This window comes from Enterococcus sp. 5B3_DIV0040, from assembly GCF_002140755.1.
Taxonomy (GTDB): domain Bacteria; phylum Bacillota; class Bacilli; order Lactobacillales; family Enterococcaceae; genus Enterococcus_D; species Enterococcus_D casseliflavus.
The window spans coordinates 4,784-22,870 of sequence record NZ_NGLC01000001.1; the positions used below are offsets into that span (position 1 = coordinate 4,784).

Sequence of the window (18,087 nt, forward strand, 5' to 3'; positions counted from 1 at the left end):
TTTGGGGCCTATAGCTCAGCTGGTTAGAGCGCACGCCTGATAAGCGTGAGGTCGATGGTTCGAGTCCATTTAGGCCCATTACATTTTTAAACTGGTCCGTTGGTCAAGCGGTTAAGACACCGCCCTTTCACGGCGGTAACACGGGTTCGAATCCCGTACGGATCATGCAAACACTCTTGAGAGTGTTTTTTTATTGCCCAAAAATGATCTTTTTATCATTTTTTCAAGCATGAGCAGTCAAAATTTGTTATAATCAGTCCGTTGCAAGTTCCCGAAAGGATTCGCAGCTGCGAAGATGCCTTGTAACCGAAACATATATTAGGGGGAATACAAAAATGACAGAGAAACACTTATTTACATCAGAGTCCGTTTCAGAAGGACACCCAGACAAAGTAGCCGACCAAATCAGTGATGCCATCTTAGATGCGTTGCTTGCCGAAGATCCAATGGCACGGGTCGCTTGCGAAACGTCAGTTACTACCGGATTGGTTTTAGTCTTTGGAGAAATTTCTACTTCTGCTTATGTAGATATTCAAAAAGTCGTCCGAGAAACCATCAAAGAAATCGGCTATACACGAGCAAAATTCGGCTTTGACGGCGATACGGTTGCTGTTTTGGTAGCGATCGATGAGCAATCACCAGATATCGCTCAAGGCGTTGACGATGCTTTAGAAAGTCGTGGAGAAACGGATAAAGAAGATATCGGTGCCGGCGACCAAGGCTTGATGTTTGGTTTTGCTGTTGATGAAACACCTGAATTGATGCCTTTACCGATCGCGTTGAGCCATCGGCTGGTACGTCGCTTAGCAGAGTTGCGGAAAAACAACGAACTAAGCTACTTGCGTCCAGATGCAAAATCACAAGTAACCGTTGAATATGATGATAACGATCAACCACAAAGAGTGGACACCGTCGTTATTAGTACCCAGCATGATGATGCGGCTGATAATGAAACGATCCACCGTGATGTCATCGAAAAAGTGATCAAAGAAGTGATCCCTGCCGATCTTTTAGACGAGCAGACAAAATATTATATCAATCCTACTGGTCGTTTTGTGATCGGCGGTCCTCAAGGGGATGCCGGTTTGACTGGCAGAAAAATCATCGTTGATACTTATGGCGGCTATGCACGTCATGGCGGCGGTGCGTTTTCTGGAAAAGATGCAACCAAAGTTGACCGTTCAGCCAGCTATGCGGCTCGCTACATTGCCAAAAACATCGTAGCAGCAAAGCTAGCCAAAAAAGTGGAAGTACAATTAGCCTATGCGATCGGTGTGGCACAGCCCGTTTCGATCAGCATCAACACTTTTGGCACAGGAACCGTCAGCAACGAGCGCTTGATCCAAGCGGTACGGGAAAACTTTGATTTGCGACCAGCAGGAATTATTGAAATGTTAGATTTGCGCCGTCCGATTTATCGTCAGACTGCCGCTTACGGACATTTCGGTCGTACAGATATCGATTTGCCATGGGAACGCACCGACAAGGTGGCGGCACTTTTGGCAAGTGTGAAGGATTAAAAGAGGCGACCTCTATTGATGACTATCAATAGAGGTTCTTTTTTTTGGAGTAAAAGGAGGAGTTATATGCGAACCAATGTAAAATTAGTCACCATTGCGGTTTTTGTCGCAACGTTTATGACCGCAATCGAAGGAACGATCATTACGACAGCGATGCCTACCATCGTTAGTTCATTGAAAGGGATCGAGATCATGAACTGGGTCTTCTCGATCTATCTTTTGACCAGTGCGATGTTGACCCCGATCTACGGCAAGTTTGCCGATAATATCGGCCGCAAACCAGTCTTTTTATTTGGGACGTTGCTGTTTATTATCGGGTCGGCGTTTTGTGGGATGGCCAACACGATGTTGACGTTGATCATTGCCAGAGCGTTGCAAGGATTAGGCGCAGGTGCCATGATGCCCGTTGCCCTAACGATCATTGCGGACCTGTATCCCGTTGAAAAGCGGGCGAAAGTCTTAGGGCTCAATAGTACGGCTTGGGGGATCGCCAGTGTCGTTGGTCCCTTAGCCGGTGGCTTGATCGTAGATACGATCGGGTGGCATTGGATCTTTTTTATCAACGTACCCATTGGATTAGGGCTGATTGCCTTGATTTGGTTTTATTTTCATGAAGAAAAAAAGGCCTTTGCTGCAGTCAACATTGATTATGCAGGCAGTCTCTTGTTGATGTTGACACTAGTAGGGCTCCTGCTAGGCTTCCAGTTGCTGGGAGATTATGGTGTGAGTCTGCCTGTCCTCAGTCTGTTCGTTTTTTCTGTCCTTATGTTCATCGGCTTCGTTCGGGTGGAGAAAAAAGCAGCAGATCCGATTATTGATCTGAAGCTGTTTCACTCAAAATTATTTGTGGTGGTCAATATCGTAGCAGCTTTGGCTAGCGGCTTCTTGATGGGGATCGATGTTTATATCCCAATGTGGATGCAAGGAGTCTTAGGCATGAGTGCGGGGATTGGCGGGCTTGTGTTGGCACCGTTGTCGATTTTATGGATGATTGGTTCCTTCTTAGCCAGCCGTTGGTTGACACAGCACAGTGTCAGCTGGGTCTTGACGGTTAGCTTGTTGATCACGGCTACCGGTGCTTTGTGGCTGTTTTTGACACCAGCACAGACGTCATTCTGGTTGTTCTTGGTCATTTCTTCTATTACTGGCGTCGGGTTAGGGGCAACGATGGTGGTTTGTACGGTTACTGCCCAAACCAGCGTTGGCCCCACACAAGTCGGCGTGGCGACTTCTTTCAATACCCTGTTGCGAACGATCGGGCAAACCATCATGGTAGCGGTCTTCGGTATCGTTTTAAACACCAGTAATAGCGTAGGCTTAGCACAGGCACAAGTCAATGATAGCAGTGTCATGAATCAGCTAGTAGATCCAGCCGCTGCGCGCCAGCTGCCAACCGTATTATTAGGGCAATTACGGGAGATTCTTTATAGCGGTCTACACTGGGTTTTTGGGATCGGTGTTTTACTTATTGTGCTAGCGATTGGTTTGACCCGCACGATTTCGCGAGAATCTGGTACAATATAAAAAAAGGATCGCAGGTGAGTGTATGGCTTTTTTACAAGCAAATATCTATTCAAATGTTCTTGAAATGGAGGTAATGATCGATGTGATCTTGCCTCAAAGTACCAAGAAAAAAATCGGCACGCAAAGCCAATCAACGGGCACAGATCTCCCGGTGCTTTATTTGTTGCATGGGATGAACGGAAATCATAGTGTCTGGCAGCGACGGACGTCGATCGAGCGGTATGCCGCAGAGTATCAACTAGCGGTCATCATGCCGTCTACTGATCTGGGTTGGTATACCGATACGACCTATGAGATGAAGTATTGGACTTTTATCGCCGAAGAATTACCACAGATTTGCCATGAGCTGTTTCCTCAGCTGACGCAAAAACGAGAAAAAACTTTTGCGGCTGGGCTTTCGATGGGGGGCTATGGGGCAGTAAAACTCGGGCTGAGAAAGCCTGACCAGTTTGCGGCGGTAGCGTCTTTGTCTGGGGCATTAGCGCTGGCTGAAAGCATGGATTCCTTGCTGCAGCTGCGAAGCCAAGCTTATTGGGAAGGAATTTTTGGACCATTAGAGCAATTCAAAGGGTCAGAAAATGATTTGATCCATCTGATTGAGACCATCGATCCAAGCACAGCGCCGCGCTTTTTTATTAGCTGCGGAACCGAGGATCAGCTGTATCCGGCAAGTGAATATGCGGTGGATAAGCTGCAAAAACGCAAACTAGCCGTAACGTTTGAATCGGGAACTGGGGATCATGATTGGAATTTCTGGGATCAATGGATCCAACGAGTCCTGCAATGGCTTTTTAGTGAATAAAAAAACCATCAGTCGATCGACACCTTAACGTGCCGAGGACTGATGGTTTTTTCGTTCGATACAAAATAAGATCGGCGGTTGGTTGCGCTGATTGATAAATTGATAGGAAAGGACATTGAATGCCTCTTGCGGCAGCTGCTGACAAAAGGAGTGTACTTCTTTCAGCTCTGCTTCGCCGCCAGCGTGTCCATAATAGCAGACGAGGATGATTCTACCTTTCGGGGCTAAACGTGTCAGTAAAGCTTCTAAAGCCGTTTTCGTTGTATCAGGCAGCGTGATGATCGCTTTGTCCCCTTTCGGCAAGTAGCCTAAATTGAAAATGGCGGCGTGAACCGGACCACTCACAACATCTGCCAACGTCTCATGGCCTTGATGGATCAGCTGGACTTGCGCCAACAGCTCTTTTTCAGCCAACCGCTTTTTGGTAGCTTGCAGGGCTTGTTCTTGAATATCAAACGCAAACACCTGACCAGTTGGGCCAACTAAGGAAGCCAGTAATTCCGTGTCGAAGCCGTTGCCCATCGTGGCATCAACGGCGGTTTGTCCCGGCTGCAGAACTTCTTTTAAAAGGGTGTGGCTATAGCGCATGGCGGTCGGCAGCATTGACAGGCTCCTTTCGCACGTTGAATTTTCCTTGATAGGAGTTGCGGCGCAGCATTTCTTGATCAATCTCATTCAAGACTTCCCATTTTTTCAAACTCCACATTGGACCTACCAGAGAATCCCATGGTGCATCGCCTGTCAAGCGATGAATGATGATCTCTGGGGGGATCATTTCTAACTGATCGCAGATCAATGACACATAGGTATCGCGCCGCATCAATTGCAAACGTCCTTCATGATAATCCCGCAGCATCCGAGTATTGCGCATCAAATGCAGCAGGTGCAGTTTGATGCCTTGGATATCAGAATCTTGAATGGTGCGGCGGACATTTTCTTGCATCATCTCGATCGTCTCGCCTGGCAGGCCATTGATCAAATGGGTACAGACACGAATATTGTGTTTGCGCAGGCTGGCGACGCCGTCTAAGTAAGTTTGATAATCATGGGCGCGGTTGATGGCATTGCTCGTGGTTTCAAACGTCGTTTGCAGTCCTAATTCGACCCATAAATAAAAGCGTTGATTGAGCTCTGCTAGATAGTCAACGACATCTTCTGGTAAGCAGTCTGGTCGGGTCCCGATGGAGATTCCAACAACACCAGGTAGTGTCAGCACTTGCTCGAAGCGCTCGCGGATCACTGCCACCGGTGCGTGGGTGTTCGTAAAATTTTGAAAATAGACAATGTATTTGTCCACTTGCGGCCACTTTTTGTGCATCATGGCGATCTCTTTTTCAAACTGCTCTGGCAGTGGGGCTTCAGGAGCTACGATCATATCGCCAGAACCGGACACACTGCAAAATGTACAGCCGCCTTTGGCAACGGTGCCGTCACGATTGGGGCAGTCGAAGCCCGCATCGATGGGGACTTTAAAGATTTTTTCGCCAAATTCTTGCCGCAAAGCAAAGTTCCACGAATGGTATCGTTTGTTTTTATCTTCTGCATAAGGAAATGGATTCATTTTTTTACCTTCTTTTATAATTGTTTACGCGTGAAGCGCCAGACAAAGCGTTTTTGCAAGTAGTACGGATAGGTCAACAGCAGCCAAGACAGGCCAACACAAAAACCGCCTAACACATCACTGGGGAAATGCACACCAACATAAATACGGCTGATGCCGATGCAGCCAATCAAAAGGCCCAGCAAAAGGCGGATGCCCCATTGCCAAAAAGGCTGCTTGAAGAAAACTGGGACCAAGAAGAGCAAGGTTCCATAAAAAATCATACTGCCCGTCGAGTGTCCACTGGGGAAACTGAAACTTGATTCCGTGACTAAGTGTTCAAGAGTTGGGCGCTCCCGTAAAAAGACCAGTTTGATCAATGGATTAAAGAGCCCAGCAATCCCGATGGTACCAATACTGAGCCATATAGCTTCAGCATAATACTTGTTGATCACTAAGACAGCTAAAACAGCGAGAAAGAGCAAGATGATCGTGGTAGGATTCGCAAATTTTGTGACCCATAGAAAAAACGGTGTCCAAAACGGGTAGCCGCTGCGGATGATGCGAGTCAAGGTTTCGTCAAAGGAGACCAACCAAGTAGGGTAAAATTTCACGACATAGCCGAGAAAAACGAACAGCAGTAAAAAGCAACTGCCCGCAAATTGAAAATAAAGTTTTTTATGCATGGATAAGCCTCGTTTCTAGAGAATTTCTGTCAATTATTGTCATTAAGTCAAAGAGACATCTAGAAGGTATTATAGCATTTATCACAAGTCGGAAAAAGCAGGGAACGAGCAGGGGGTTACTCGTCTGAGCAAGCGATACGTTTATCGGGAGCAGGCCAATTGCTTCATTGCAATAAATGTTCGTTTGATTACAAAGAGTTTACAGTTTCTGAAATCGGCTCAAATACCTTTTATAAATTCTTAAGAAATTGTATACTAAACCTACGTTCACTATAAGGAAAAAACGGAGGAATAACGGACATGAACACGAGTCAATCAAGAAAAGTACATCGTCAAGCAGACCAATCGGGCGATAAGTATCGAGTGATCAAAAAAAGTGCAGTTGTTTTAGGAACAACACTGACTGCTTGCTCTGTTGTAGCTCCATTGGTGTCATCGGTTCAAGCAGAAGCCGTAGAGACCTCGATCGCCCAAGTTTCTACTAGCAATTTTGCCGCGCCGAATACTTCCGCGTTTATTGCTGAAATCGCTACGTACGCCCAACCTGTGGCAAACGCCAACGATCTATATGCTTCTGTGATGATCGCGCAAGCCATTTTAGAAAGTGGTTGGGGCCGAAGCAGCTTATCAAAAGCACCGAATTACAATCTTTTCGGAATCAAAGGCAGCTATAACGGTCAAACCGTTTATATGAGTACCTTAGAATATTTGAACAACCAATGGTTGACTATGAATGAACCCTTTAAGCGTTACCCATCTTACACGCAATCATTTGAAGATAACGCACGTACTTTACGCTCAACTTCTTTACAAAGCGGCGTCGCGTATTATTCTGGCGCTTGGAAAAGCAATACGACTTCATATCTTGATGCAACCGCATGGCTAGCAGGCCGTTATGCGACTGCACCAAACTATGCCTCTTCACTGAATGCCGTGATCCAGCAATTTGGGTTGACGAAATATGACACGCCAGCTTCTGGCAATGCCGGTGGTGGCGCCACAGCCAGTGCTTCAACGAGTACGACGACCACGACATCAGCTGTCAGCACGAGCGGTAGTCAAACCTATACAGTCGCTTCGGGGGACTCAGTCTGGTCGATCGCCAACAAACATGGCATCTCCATGGATCAGCTGCGCAGTTTGAACAATATCAAAAACGATTTTGTTTATCCAGGACAAACCTTGAAAGTCAACGGCAGCGCCCAAAGTACTTCGGCAACTTCAACGGTATCGATCGTCAATCGCAATGCTTCAGCAACTACATCAGGCAATACCTACACCGTAGTTTCTGGCGATTCCGTTTGGTCGATCGCCAATAAGCATGGCATTTCGATGGATCAATTTCGCAGTTTGAACAACATCAAAAATGATTTTGTCTATCCAGGGCAAAAAGTTGTCGTTAGCGGTGGTTCGTCTACGAATACCAGCAGTACTACGACCGTCAGCACGGCATCAACGGCTAGTCAAAGCAGTGGCGGCACCTACACGGTGGCAGCTGGCGATTCAGTCTGGTCGATCGCTAACAAGCATGGCATCTCGATGGATCAGTTCCGCAGCTTGAACAATATAAAAAACGACTATGTTTATCCAGGTCAAAAGGTGGTTGTCAGCGGTAGTTCTACCCGTACAAGTACAACGACGAGCACGACCGTCAGCAGCCAAACCAGCAGCAGTGCTGCAGGCAACACCTATACGGTGGCTTCTGGTGATTCAGTCTGGTCAGTTGCCAATAAACACGGGATTTCGATGGACCAATTCCGCAGCTGGAACAACATCAAAAATGATTTTATCTATCCAGGACAAAAGGTGGTCGTCAAGCAAGGCGGCACGGCAGCTACTACCAGCAATTCAGCGACAAATGGTACGTACAAGGTCGCATCGGGGGATTCCGTTTGGGGGATCGCAGATAAGTTCGGCATCACGACGGATCAATTTATCCAATGGAACAATATTCAAAATAACTTTATTTACCCAGGACAAACAGTTAGGGTAAAATAGATTGCTATTCCTAATGATTTTTGTTAGGATAAGTGCAAAGAAACTTTCACGTTTGAGAAGGAATAGTAGAAGTACGGTGGGACTTTTAGAGAGTGCATGGTTGGTGGAAATGCACAGCACACCTTTCGAACTCGTCTTCGAGTGATATCTGACTGAACCTGATTTGGCTAGGCAGATACGGCGATGGCCGTTAAAACATCGAGGTCTGCTTTTTTGAGGAGCAGATAAACTTAGGTGGTACCACGTTGATAACGTCCTATAAAAATCATAGCGATTTTTATAGGACTTTTTTTAAGTTTTGCTGGTTGATTTGACGAGCAAAACACCAATTTTTTAGGAGGAGTCCATCGTGAATTACAATCACAAAGAAATCGAAAAAAAATGGCAAAAATATTGGGCAAAGAAAAATGAATTCAACACCCATGATGAGCCGGACAAACCAAAATTTTATGCGCTAGATATGTTCCCGTATCCATCTGGACAAGGATTACATGTCGGACATCCAGAAGGCTATACAGCTACGGATATCTTGAGCCGCTTCAAACGCAGCCAAGGGTACAATGTACTGCACCCAATGGGCTGGGATGCCTTTGGTCTGCCTGCCGAACAATATGCATTAGACACTGGAAATGATCCAGCGGAATTCACGAAGAAAAATATTGAGACCTTCCGCCGTCAAATCAATGCGCTAGGATTCAGCTATGACTGGAATCGTGAAATCAATACGACAGATCCCGAGTACTACAAGTGGACGCAATGGATCTTTACCAAGCTTTATGAAAAAGGGTTAGCTTATGAAGCCGAAGTTCCAGTAAACTGGGTACCAGAGCTTGGGACCGTGATCGCCAATGAAGAAGTCATTGACGGCAAAAGCGAACGGGGCGGCTACGATGTGATCCGCAAACCGATGCGCCAATGGATGCTGAAAATCACGGCGTATGCTGATCGTTTGTTGGACGATTTAGAAGAAGTTGATTGGCCAGAAAGCATCAAAGAAATGCAACGCAATTGGATCGGACGTTCGGTCGGAGCCAACGTTACGTTTAAAGTGGCAGGGATGGAAAAAGACTTTACCGTCTTTACGACTCGCCCAGATACCTTGTTTGGTGCGACCTACGCCGTATTGGCACCAGAACATGAGCTAGTGGCCCAAATCACTACACCAGAACAAAAAGCAGCCATTGATGCCTATGTAGAAGAAGCGTCGAAAAAATCTGATTTGAACCGAACAGATTTGGCCAAAGAAAAAACTGGTGTCTTCACAGGTGCCTATGCCATCAATCCCGTGAATGGTAAAGAGATCCCGATTTGGATCGCCGATTATGTTTTGGCTTCTTATGGAACAGGTGCGATCATGGCGGTTCCTGCCCATGACGAACGTGACCACGAATTTGCCAAAACATTTGGCTTAGAGATCATTCCTGTATTGGCAGGGGGCAACGTGGAAGAATCTGCCTATACCGAAGATGGACTGCATATCAATTCAGACTTTTTGGATGGGCTAGACAAAGAGACAGCCATCGAAAAAATGGTCGCATGGTTGGAAGAAAACCACGTTGGGAAAAAAGAAGTCAGCTATCGTCTTCGCGATTGGTTGTTCTCTCGCCAACGGTATTGGGGAGAGCCAATCCCAATCATCCATTGGGAAGATGGTACGACTACGACGCTTCCTGAAGATCAGCTGCCGTTGCGTTTGCCAAAAACCGACAATATCAAACCAAGCGGTACTGGTGAATCGCCATTAGCCAATGTCACAGATTGGGTCAATGTCACCGACCCTGAAACTGGAAAAAAAGGACGTCGTGAAACCAATACGATGCCGCAATGGGCTGGAAGTTCATGGTATTTCTTGCGCTTTATCGATCCTCATAATAAGTCTGTTTTGGCAGACTACGACAAATTGAAACGCTGGATGCCAGTCGATATTTATATCGGTGGCGCAGAGCACGCTGTCTTGCACTTGCTTTATGCTCGCTTCTGGCATAAATTCTTGTATGATATCGGTGTCGTGCCAACGAAAGAACCATTTGAAAAATTGTTCAACCAAGGGATGATCCTTGGGGAAAACAATGAAAAAATGTCAAAATCCCGCGGCAACGTCGTCAATCCAGATGATGTCATCAATCAATACGGTGCGGATACTTTGCGTCTATATGAAATGTTTATGGGACCATTGGATGCATCGATCGCTTGGAATGAGAATGGTCTTGAAGGCAGTCGTAAATTCTTGGATCGTGTGTGGCGCTTGATCGTCGATGAAAATGGCAAAATGCGTGACCGCATCACGACATTCAACGATGGCAAATTGTCGAAAGTTTACCATCAAACCGTTAAGAAAGTGACGGAAGATTTTGAGCAGCTGCATTTCAATACGGCGATTTCCCAATTGATGGTCTTTGTCAATGAAGCGTACAAAGCCGATGCCTTGCCTTACGAATATGTCGAAGGATTTGTGCAGCTATTGGCTCCGATCGCACCGCATATCGGGGAAGAGCTATGGTCGATCCTCGGGAATGACCATGGGATCTCTTATGTGCCATGGCCAACCTATGACGAAAGTGCCCTAGTGGAAGACGAGATCGAAGTCGTCTTTCAAGTCAACGGCAAAGTTCGCGCCAAAGCAATGGTGCCAGCGGATGCCGAAAAAGCAGTGCTTGAACAATTGGCGCAAGAAAACGAACTTGTCCAAGAACAGCTCCAAGGAAAAACGATCCGTAAAGTGATCGTCGTACCGAACAAATTGGTCAATATCGTTGCAAACTAAACGCTAAAAAATAGCTGCCTAGCAGATCGAGGGTCTGTTAGGCAGCTTTTTGGTGACGACAAAGAAAAAAAGTGTTACTGAGTAGTTCTCAGCAACACTTTTTTGTTATTTTTTGCGAATGATCCCATAGAACAAAGCGGCTGTTGCGACCAATGGAATCAAGATCACTAGTAGAAAGCCGTTTGGATACGTAGCGCGAGTGAAAATTTCTGATGAAGCATCACTTCCGCCAAATAGATGATTGGAAATCATGAACTGAGCCATCATAGCAACGATTGCGACAAAACCAATTGCAGCACCAGTACCGACGAAAATTTTTTTCTTTGCGTTGTTCATTACATTTGCCCCTTTTATAGTCTCTATGTATCATTATACAAAATTTGGATGCGTGTTCAATCTGATTTTGTCAAATAATTGATTCGTAATACACTTGAAATGTTTCTGACATATTTAAGCACCAGAAGAGTAAAAATTCCCCTGTAGACCGATCATATTATTCGCTGATCCTCACGGACTCTCGTATAATAAAGTAAGAGAAAAGAAAGAGGGGACTTACATGGAGTATCAATCATTTGAAGGCCAGTCGGCTTTTTTTGAAGATTATGCACGGATTGCCAAACCTGGCTATGAGGAAGAGGCAGTCACTGCCGATGTCTTGGAACAGTTGAATCAACAATTAACAGAAGAAGAGCTGTTTTACCGTTTAGCAGCCGAAGATGCCAAAGAAGGGCAAGTCTTTTTGTTTCCTTTCAGCAAACGAATGTTTACCGAAGACCTTGACGCCGCCATTTCAACAGAATTCCGTTATGATGGCGCACCCTATGTCTATGAGACTTACGAAGACGAACAACCTTAGTCACGCAGAAAAAAAGCTTTCAGATGATCTGTTAAATCATCTGAAAGTTTTTTTGTTGAGGCAACTTGTTGCTATTGGTGTTTGGCTTGCTGCTGCGCTAAGGTCAAGTCACCGATGTAAGGGACTTTTTTTCCAGCGACTTTCAAGTATTGTTCGGCGCCTTTGCCCGCAATAATCACGATATCACGACCGTCTGCTTCAGCGATCGCCAATTTGACGGCTTGAGCCCGATCCATCTCATGAATGATGGCAACTTCAGGATTGGTGATAGCATCTGCAATTTCTTTTGCGATCGCAGCTGCTTCTTCAAAATCAGGATCATCGCTGGTCAGGTAGACTTTGTCCGCATATTCTCCTAGCGCTCGTCCCATATCTGCTCGGCGAGATTGGGCTTTGCCGCCAGCACTGCCAGTGACAAAAAGCAGGCGACCATCTGGGCGTAATTGACGGGCAAGTTCACTTAATGATTGGAAGCTCAGGTAATTGTGGGCATAGTCAACGATCATGACGGCGCCATTTTCTTTTTCTAAAACGATCATTCGTCCAGGGATGATCACTGTCGGCAGGACTTTCTGAGCGTCCTCACGAGAGGCACCCGCTAAGCAGGCAGCCAAAATCGCCGCTGCGGCATTCTCATGGTTGAAAGAACCTAAGATCCCCAGTTGATATTCACCAGAGACTTGCAAGACATCAGAAGCAGCTGTCAGGGCAAAACTCTTTAGGTCCATTCCTTCTTGGACGACATAATCGGCGTCTGAACGTCCGTAGGTGATATAAGGAACTTGATGGACTTCACAAGTTTCTCGCAGCAAGTGGTAGTGATCGCTTTGACGATTTAAAATCATTTGTTTGCTGTTGCGGATCAGTTCCCGTTTGCAGTAAAGGTAATCATCATAAGTTGGATGTTCCACTGGTCCAATGTGATCAGGCGAAATATTCAAGAACGCGCCAATATCAAAGGTAATACCGGCGACTCGTTTGGTTTTATAGGCTTGGGAAGAAACCTCCATCACAAGATGGGTCATGCCGTTTGCGACAGCCTCGGCCATCATCTTATAAAGATCCAGTGTTTCGGGGGTCGTCAACACTGCTTCATTAAAGGTTTTTCCGTCGACTGAGTTTTCCTCAGATGAAAAGAATGCTACTTTTTGACCCGTCGATTCTGCTAAAATCGCCCGAGCAAAATAGGCGCAGCTGGTTTTGCCTTTTGTTCCCGTGATGCCGATGGTCACCAACTGTTCTTGAGGATGGCCATAAAACGCTTGAGCGATCACTGCCATCGTTTCTCGAATGTCGGTGACGATGATTCCATAAGTTGCAAAGTTGTCATAGGGAGTTTCTGAAATGTAGCACTGAATCCCTTGGTCAATGGCGGCAGCCAGGTAGCTTTCTTTAAAAGAAGCCCCTTTACAGAAAAAAAGCGTCGCCGCATCGGCTGTTCGCGAGTCGTAGCTTAATGAGGTAAAGGCAAGATCAGTCATTTCTTGCGGCACGGTATAAACCCAATCAGTGGGGGTGATGATTTCTTTCAATAGGTTTTCCTGCAATAAGAGCTTGCGGATCTGTGGCACGGTAATGAGTTCCTTTTGCATCGTTGTTCTCCTTCATTCCTCTAAAGATTTCTCTTATTATAGCATAACTCCTAAAAACCGCCGTTTGGGAGGGAAAAGTTTTCTTTTTTTTCTCCTTATTTTGAAGAAACTTTAAGATGTTGCAAAAATAGATTGCGACCAACCCTTTTTCGAATTAAAATGGAAGGGATATGTTTGTAGAAAGTTGGAGATAATGGCGATGGATAATCACATGCGTTCAGTGTCAAAAGAATTAACTACACAAGAAAAAATGGCTCAAGGATCTGCTTGGATGACGATGGGAAATATCGGCTCACGCTTGCTTGGCGCCATTTACATTTTACCCTGGTATTATTGGATGGGCGCAAATGCGGATAAAGCAAATGCGTTATTTGGAATGGGCTATAATGTTTACGCCTTATTTTTAATGATCTCCACTGCGGGGATCCCATCGGCAATTGCCAAACAGATTTCTTTTTATAATTCTCGCCAAGAATACCGCACGAGCCAGAAGCTCTTTTTAAGAGCCTTCCAATTGATGGCAGGCTTTGGCGTGGTGACCGCCGGCATCATGTATTTGGCAGCCCCATGGTTGGCAACGGCTTCAGGTGGCGGGGAAGAATTGATTCCTGCAATGCGCTCATTGAGCATTGCACTATTGGTCTTTCCTTGTATGAGTGTCATGCGAGGGTATTTCCAAGGAAACCAAGACATGAAACCTTTTGCGATCTCGCAAGTGGTGGAACAAATTGCACGTGTCTGTTATATGCTTTTAGCGACCTTCATCATTATGCGGGTCATCGAAGGCGAATACACGGCAGCCGTGACGCAATCGACCTTTGCCGCCTTTATCGGTGTCTTAGCCAGCATTTTGGTATTAGGCTATTACTTCCAAAAGCAGCGGGTGCGGATGGATGTTTTAGTCGATATGAGTAAAGAAGAAACGGTGCTGCAAACCAAAGAGTTGGTTTTAGCGACCATCAAAGAAGCGATCCCTTTTATTATCGTAGGCTCTGGGATCACGATTTTAAAATTGGTGGATCAGTACACCTTTGTTCGAATGATGAGCAGTTTTACCGAATTTTCAAATGATCAGCTCTTAGAACTAATGGCGATTTTCGGCAGCAACCCTGATAAGTTGACAATGGTGGTTATCGGATTAGCTACTTCCATGGCTTCAACGGGCCTGCCTTTGATCAGTGAAGCAGTCGCCAAAAAAGACAAAAAGAACTTAGCTAAATTGATCAGCAACAACTTGCAATTGTATTCCTTTGTAATGTTTCCAGCGACCTTTGGGATGATCGTACTGTCTTATCCCCTATACACCTTGTTTTATCGTCCAGATGCGTTAGGGGCGAGCGTCTTAGTCGCTGCCTGTCTGTCTGGTTTGGTCTTAGGCTTGTTTATGCTTAGTTCGAGTATGCTGCAAGGGATGTACCACAACAAAGAAGCGGTTGTTTTCTTCTTTGTAGGGTTACTGGTGAAAGTGATCTTGCAGTATCCAGCGATTCGTTTGTTCCAAGTCTACGGTCCATTGGTTTCTACCACGATTGCCTTAGGGATCGTCTGCTGGCTGAATATTCGCAAAATGATTCGCAAAGGCCATTTCAATGTAAACTTAACGTTGCGACGGACATTATTGATTGGCGCGATGACGATCATTATGGTGATCGCAGCGTTGATCGCTCGCCAACTCTTTGGGCTTGTCTTGAGCTCTGAAAGAAAAGTCCAAGCCTTTATCTTGAGCCTGCTAGTAGCAGGAGTCGGCGGCAGTGTATACATCTACATTGCGCTGAAATTGCGTTTAGCTGAAAAATTACTCGGCTCATCAATGGTTCGTTTACGCCAGAAATTACACATCAAATAAAACTAGAAGCAGCCGCTGAGCCTCCTTTGCGAGACCTTGGCGGCTGTTTTATATGAAAGGAAGAAACCGATGCGTTTAGACAAGTTTTTAGCGGATATGGGTTATGGCTCCCGCAAAGAAGTGAAACAGTTGATCAAAAAAGGTCTCGTGACCGTCAATGGACAAGTCATCAAGAGTGACAAAGCACAAGTACAAGAAACACAAGATACCGTTTGTTTTGAGGGGGAACCCATCGTCTATCAAAGCCAGTTTTATTATTTGCTGAATAAACCCGCCGGCGTGATTTCGGCAACCGTCGATTCCTATGAAGAGACGGTCTTAGATTTGTTTTCTGAAGAAGCATTTCGCGAAGATCTGTTTCCAGTAGGACGGTTGGATAAAGACACCGAAGGCTTTTTGCTGATTACGAACGATGGCGGATTGGCGCATCAATTATTGTCGCCTAAAAAGCATGTGGAAAAAGAATATTATGCCCAAGTCGAGGGAATCATGACAGCGGAGGATCAAAAAATCTTTGCCAAAGGCATCAAATTAGACGGCGAGTGGACTTTGCCGGCTGAGCTGCAGATCCTCAACGTCGATGAAGACGAAATGCGCAGCGAGATCAAACTGATCCTCCATGAAGGCAAGTTTCATCAAGTCAAACGGATGGTCCATGCAGTAGGAAAAGAAGTCGTTTATTTGAAACGGATTCGCATGGGCGGGCTGTCCTTGCCAGATGATTTGGCATTAGGCGAGTATCGGGAATTAACGTCTGAGGAATTGGCGAAGCTGCAAGAGCGAGGATAAGACGATTGGCGAGCTAAAGAAATTCTTATAAAAGTTGTTATTCGGCTGCAATATTTGTAAAAAAAGCCCGTTTTATAGGTAATTTACATGAAAATTTGCAACAATAGACTTTAAACTGTTGGAAAAACCCTCTTTTTTTTCATGAATAAGCATGTTAAAGTAGCCAAGCTACTAAAAAAAAGAAGGAGTTGCCTCATTGAAGAAAAAGATTTTTTTATTGCTCGCCCTTACGTTGCCGCTTTTCCAGCCAGCTGTCAGTTATGCTGCTGAAACGAAGAGCACTGAGGAACTGACGGTTTTGACTGCAGAACTTGCAACGTATGAAGAGGAAGTCACCACTAGCCAACAGAAAGTCACAGCGCTGGAAAGTCAACTAGCGGATTATCAGGAAGAATTAACCCAATTAGCACAAGAAAGCCAGGAAGTTCAAACGCAGATCGCTGCTCTGAATGACCAAAAAGCCCAGCATCAAGAAAGCCAAGCGCCAAGCAGCCTGGTAGTCGACGGACCACAAGCCACGATCCAACAACTACGCAAGTTTAGTGAACAACAAGCGGCTTTACGGGAAGTGAACCAACAATTGGCGGAAAAAGAAGCCCAACAGCAACGAATCACTTCGTACCAAACCTTGACGCAAGCCCAATTAGTACATAGTAAAGAACAACTAGCAACAGCAAAAGAAGAATTGCAGAGCCAACAAGAGCAGCTGCAGCAAACGCAAGCGCAAGTACAAGACTTGCAAGAAAAAGTGGACAAAGAAGCAAAAGCCGCTGAAGAAGCAAAACAAAAAGCCAAAGAAGCAGCAGAGAAAGCAGCAGCCAGTGAATTTTCACTGCCAATCACGGGCTCCGTGTCGATCTCCAGCGGTTTTGGTACTCGAGCAGACCCGACTGGTTTTTCAGGGACGCAGCATGACGGGATCGACTTCACAGGTCAAGCGGGGGAGAAGATCGTCGCCGCTCGTGATGGACAGGTAGAAGATGCTGGCTATGGCCTAAGCACTGGAAATTACGTGATTTTGGCTCATGATAACGGCTTTTACTCGTATTATTTTCACTTAACAGCTGTCAGTGTCTCGAAGGGGGCAACCGTTGCAGTTGGCGAGCAAGTAGGTACGATGGGGACGACTGGAAACTCGACTGGCGTCCATTTGCACTTTGGATTGAGTAAGACGTTGTGGTCGGATTTCGTTGATCCAGCAGCTTACTTACCGCTATAAGCCGAAGCACCGAGTAGAAACATTGAAAAAAACATCTGAAACCAAAAAGCATGACTGACAAGAGGGGTTCCTCAAGTCGTCATGCTTTTTTTTGTTTACCACAAGCCCGGTTGAGCGATAATCACTAACTGTTCTTTGGTAAAGGGATGCTCCAGATGCAATTCATAGCCATGCAGCAGCAAACGCGGCGCTGGTTTGTTTTGGTAAAGCGGGTCACCGACGACGGGATGACCGATACTGGCAAGGTGGACGCGAATTTGGTGCGTCCTCCCCGTATCTAACACACAATACACATCGGTCGTCTTTTGTTGGGTGTGGGCGATGGTTACATGGGTGACGGCTGACTGACCGTTGCGGGGGTCAATGATCCGCTTGCGACGATCGTGACGGTCACGACCGATTTTTTTGGCGATCGTTTGATCTTGCGTAAGTTTGCCCCAAACCGTGGCTTGATAGCGGCGGAAAATCTGTTTGTTTTCCAACATTCGGCCCAAGATCGGCAACACCAAAGGATTTTTTGCGAATAAAACGACACCGCTGGTTTCTTTGTCTAGACGATGGACCACATAAGGCTGCTGCTGTTTCGGCGCAAGGTAAGCAGCTGCATCATTCAATAGGGTATCTGCTTCTAATGGCTGATTGGGGTGCGTCTTGACCCCCGCAGGCTTGTTCAGCACCAATAAGTGTTCATCTTCAAAAAGTACGTCGACTTTGTTTGCTTGGCCTAACTGGATCGGCTGATAGCTGTAATCACTGTCTTCAATGACCAAAGTGATTTGATCGCCGCCACGAACTTCTTGATGAAACATCGCGGGCTGCTGATTGACGGTAACATTTTTCCGTGTGCGCAGAAAATGACGCACTTTTCGTGGGACGAGCCACTCCCGTTCCAACAAATCGCGAAGCGGCATGGGCGGGTGATTTTCGGGTAAAGTCATGGTGTATTCCATA

The 18,087-nt window shown here is 45.9% G+C and carries 15 protein-coding genes, 2 tRNA genes, 1 riboswitch and 1 other annotated feature; of the genes, 11 read left to right on the forward strand and 6 right to left on the reverse strand.

Going from position 1 to position 18,087, the window contains the following annotated elements:
- The first annotated feature begins 4 nt into the window (after positions 1 to 4).
- The 5 genes from A5883_RS00075 (at position 5) to A5883_RS00095 (ending at position 3,846) form a co-directional block, all read left to right on the forward strand.
- A tRNA-Ile gene (locus A5883_RS00075) sits at positions 5 to 78 on the forward strand.
- A gap of 15 nt (positions 79 to 93) precedes the next feature.
- Positions 94 to 165: transfer RNA gene (locus tag A5883_RS00080), tRNA-Glu, on the forward strand.
- A 91-nt stretch (positions 166 to 256) separates the two neighbouring features.
- Positions 257 to 338: riboswitch (SMK box riboswitch) on the forward strand.
- Complete coding sequence (gene metK / locus A5883_RS00085) at positions 336 to 1,520, forward strand: methionine adenosyltransferase (protein ID WP_005233362.1); 1,185 nt, start codon at positions 336 to 338, stop codon at positions 1,518 to 1,520. (Overlaps the previous riboswitch by 3 nt.)
- 66 nt (positions 1,521 to 1,586) lie before the next feature.
- A complete protein-coding gene (locus A5883_RS00090) occupies positions 1,587 to 3,044 on the forward strand; it encodes an MDR family MFS transporter (protein WP_086337748.1) in 1,458 nt (485 codons plus the stop codon).
- A 22-nt stretch (positions 3,045 to 3,066) separates the two neighbouring features.
- Positions 3,067 to 3,846 carry an alpha/beta hydrolase gene (locus A5883_RS00095; protein ID WP_005227672.1) on the forward strand — a complete coding sequence of 260 codons (780 nt, stop codon included), beginning with the start codon at positions 3,067 to 3,069 and terminating at the stop codon, positions 3,844 to 3,846.
- Positions 3,847 to 3,870: 24 nt separating this feature from the next.
- On the opposite strand, the gene A5883_RS00100 is transcribed toward A5883_RS00095, so the two are convergent.
- The 3 genes from A5883_RS00100 to A5883_RS00110 are packed head-to-tail and all read right to left on the reverse strand — an operon-like array spanning position 3,871 to position 6,072.
- Complete coding sequence (locus A5883_RS00100) at positions 3,871 to 4,449, reverse strand: tRNA (mnm(5)s(2)U34)-methyltransferase (RefSeq protein WP_034857576.1); 579 nt, start codon at positions 4,447 to 4,449, stop codon at positions 3,871 to 3,873.
- A complete protein-coding gene (locus tag A5883_RS00105; RefSeq protein WP_010749006.1) occupies positions 4,424 to 5,407 on the reverse strand; it encodes a TIGR01212 family radical SAM protein in 984 nt (327 codons plus the stop codon). The genes A5883_RS00100 and A5883_RS00105 overlap by 26 nt, the downstream gene beginning before the upstream one ends.
- 14 nt (positions 5,408 to 5,421) lie before the next feature.
- Positions 5,422 to 6,072 (reverse strand): phosphatase PAP2 family protein, encoded by a 651-nt coding sequence (locus tag A5883_RS00110; protein ID WP_005227675.1) that lies wholly within the window; start codon positions 6,070 to 6,072, stop codon positions 5,422 to 5,424.
- Positions 6,073 to 6,372: 300 nt separating this feature from the next.
- Here A5883_RS00110 and A5883_RS00115 point away from each other — a divergent pair, with 300 nt between their 5' ends.
- Together A5883_RS00115 and leuS are read left to right on the forward strand one after the other, a co-directional pair.
- Positions 6,373 to 8,070 carry a LysM peptidoglycan-binding domain-containing protein gene (locus tag A5883_RS00115; RefSeq protein WP_086337749.1) on the forward strand — a complete coding sequence of 566 codons (1,698 nt, stop codon included), beginning with the start codon at positions 6,373 to 6,375 and terminating at the stop codon, positions 8,068 to 8,070.
- 42 nt (positions 8,071 to 8,112) lie between these two features.
- Positions 8,113 to 8,332: a binding site (T-box leader), on the forward strand.
- Positions 8,333 to 8,419: 87 nt separating this feature from the next.
- On the forward strand, positions 8,420 to 10,834 hold the full coding sequence (leuS, locus tag A5883_RS00120) for a leucine--tRNA ligase (RefSeq protein ID WP_010749009.1): 2,415 nt from the start codon (positions 8,420 to 8,422) through the stop codon (positions 10,832 to 10,834).
- A 105-nt stretch (positions 10,835 to 10,939) separates the two neighbouring features.
- Here leuS and A5883_RS00125 read toward each other — a convergent pair whose 3' ends face one another.
- Entirely contained in the window at positions 10,940 to 11,170 is a 231-nt protein-coding gene (locus A5883_RS00125) for a hypothetical protein (protein ID WP_005227680.1), read from the reverse strand.
- 220 nt (positions 11,171 to 11,390) lie between these two features.
- Here A5883_RS00125 and A5883_RS00130 point away from each other — a divergent pair, with 220 nt between their 5' ends.
- Entirely contained in the window at positions 11,391 to 11,690 is a 300-nt protein-coding gene (locus A5883_RS00130; RefSeq protein ID WP_005227682.1) for a DUF5960 family protein, read from the forward strand.
- Positions 11,691 to 11,761: 71 nt separating this feature from the next.
- Here A5883_RS00130 and murE read toward each other — a convergent pair whose 3' ends face one another.
- Positions 11,762 to 13,282 (reverse strand): UDP-N-acetylmuramyl-tripeptide synthetase, encoded by a 1,521-nt coding sequence (gene murE / locus A5883_RS00135; RefSeq protein WP_086337750.1) that lies wholly within the window; start codon positions 13,280 to 13,282, stop codon positions 11,762 to 11,764.
- 199 nt (positions 13,283 to 13,481) lie between these two features.
- Here murE and A5883_RS00140 point away from each other — a divergent pair, with 199 nt between their 5' ends.
- From A5883_RS00140 to A5883_RS00150, 3 genes are all read left to right on the forward strand, one after another.
- Positions 13,482 to 15,128, forward strand: coding sequence for a putative polysaccharide biosynthesis protein (locus tag A5883_RS00140; protein ID WP_080650821.1), 1,647 nt, complete (start codon positions 13,482 to 13,484; stop codon positions 15,126 to 15,128).
- A gap of 69 nt (positions 15,129 to 15,197) precedes the next feature.
- Entirely contained in the window at positions 15,198 to 15,917 is a 720-nt protein-coding gene (locus tag A5883_RS00145; RefSeq protein WP_074934655.1) for a pseudouridine synthase, read from the forward strand.
- Between the two features lie 196 nt (positions 15,918 to 16,113).
- Positions 16,114 to 17,136: a M23 family metallopeptidase gene (locus A5883_RS00150; protein WP_086337751.1), complete on the forward strand. Its 1,023-nt coding sequence runs from the start codon at positions 16,114 to 16,116 to the stop codon at positions 17,134 to 17,136.
- Between the two features lie 95 nt (positions 17,137 to 17,231).
- Here A5883_RS00150 and A5883_RS00155 read toward each other — a convergent pair whose 3' ends face one another.
- The gene (locus A5883_RS00155) at positions 17,232 to 18,086 is read right to left on the reverse strand and encodes an RluA family pseudouridine synthase (protein ID WP_086337752.1); all 855 of its coding nucleotides are present in this window, start codon (positions 18,084 to 18,086) and stop codon (positions 17,232 to 17,234) included.
- Between the last annotated feature and the right edge of the window lies 1 nt (position 18,087).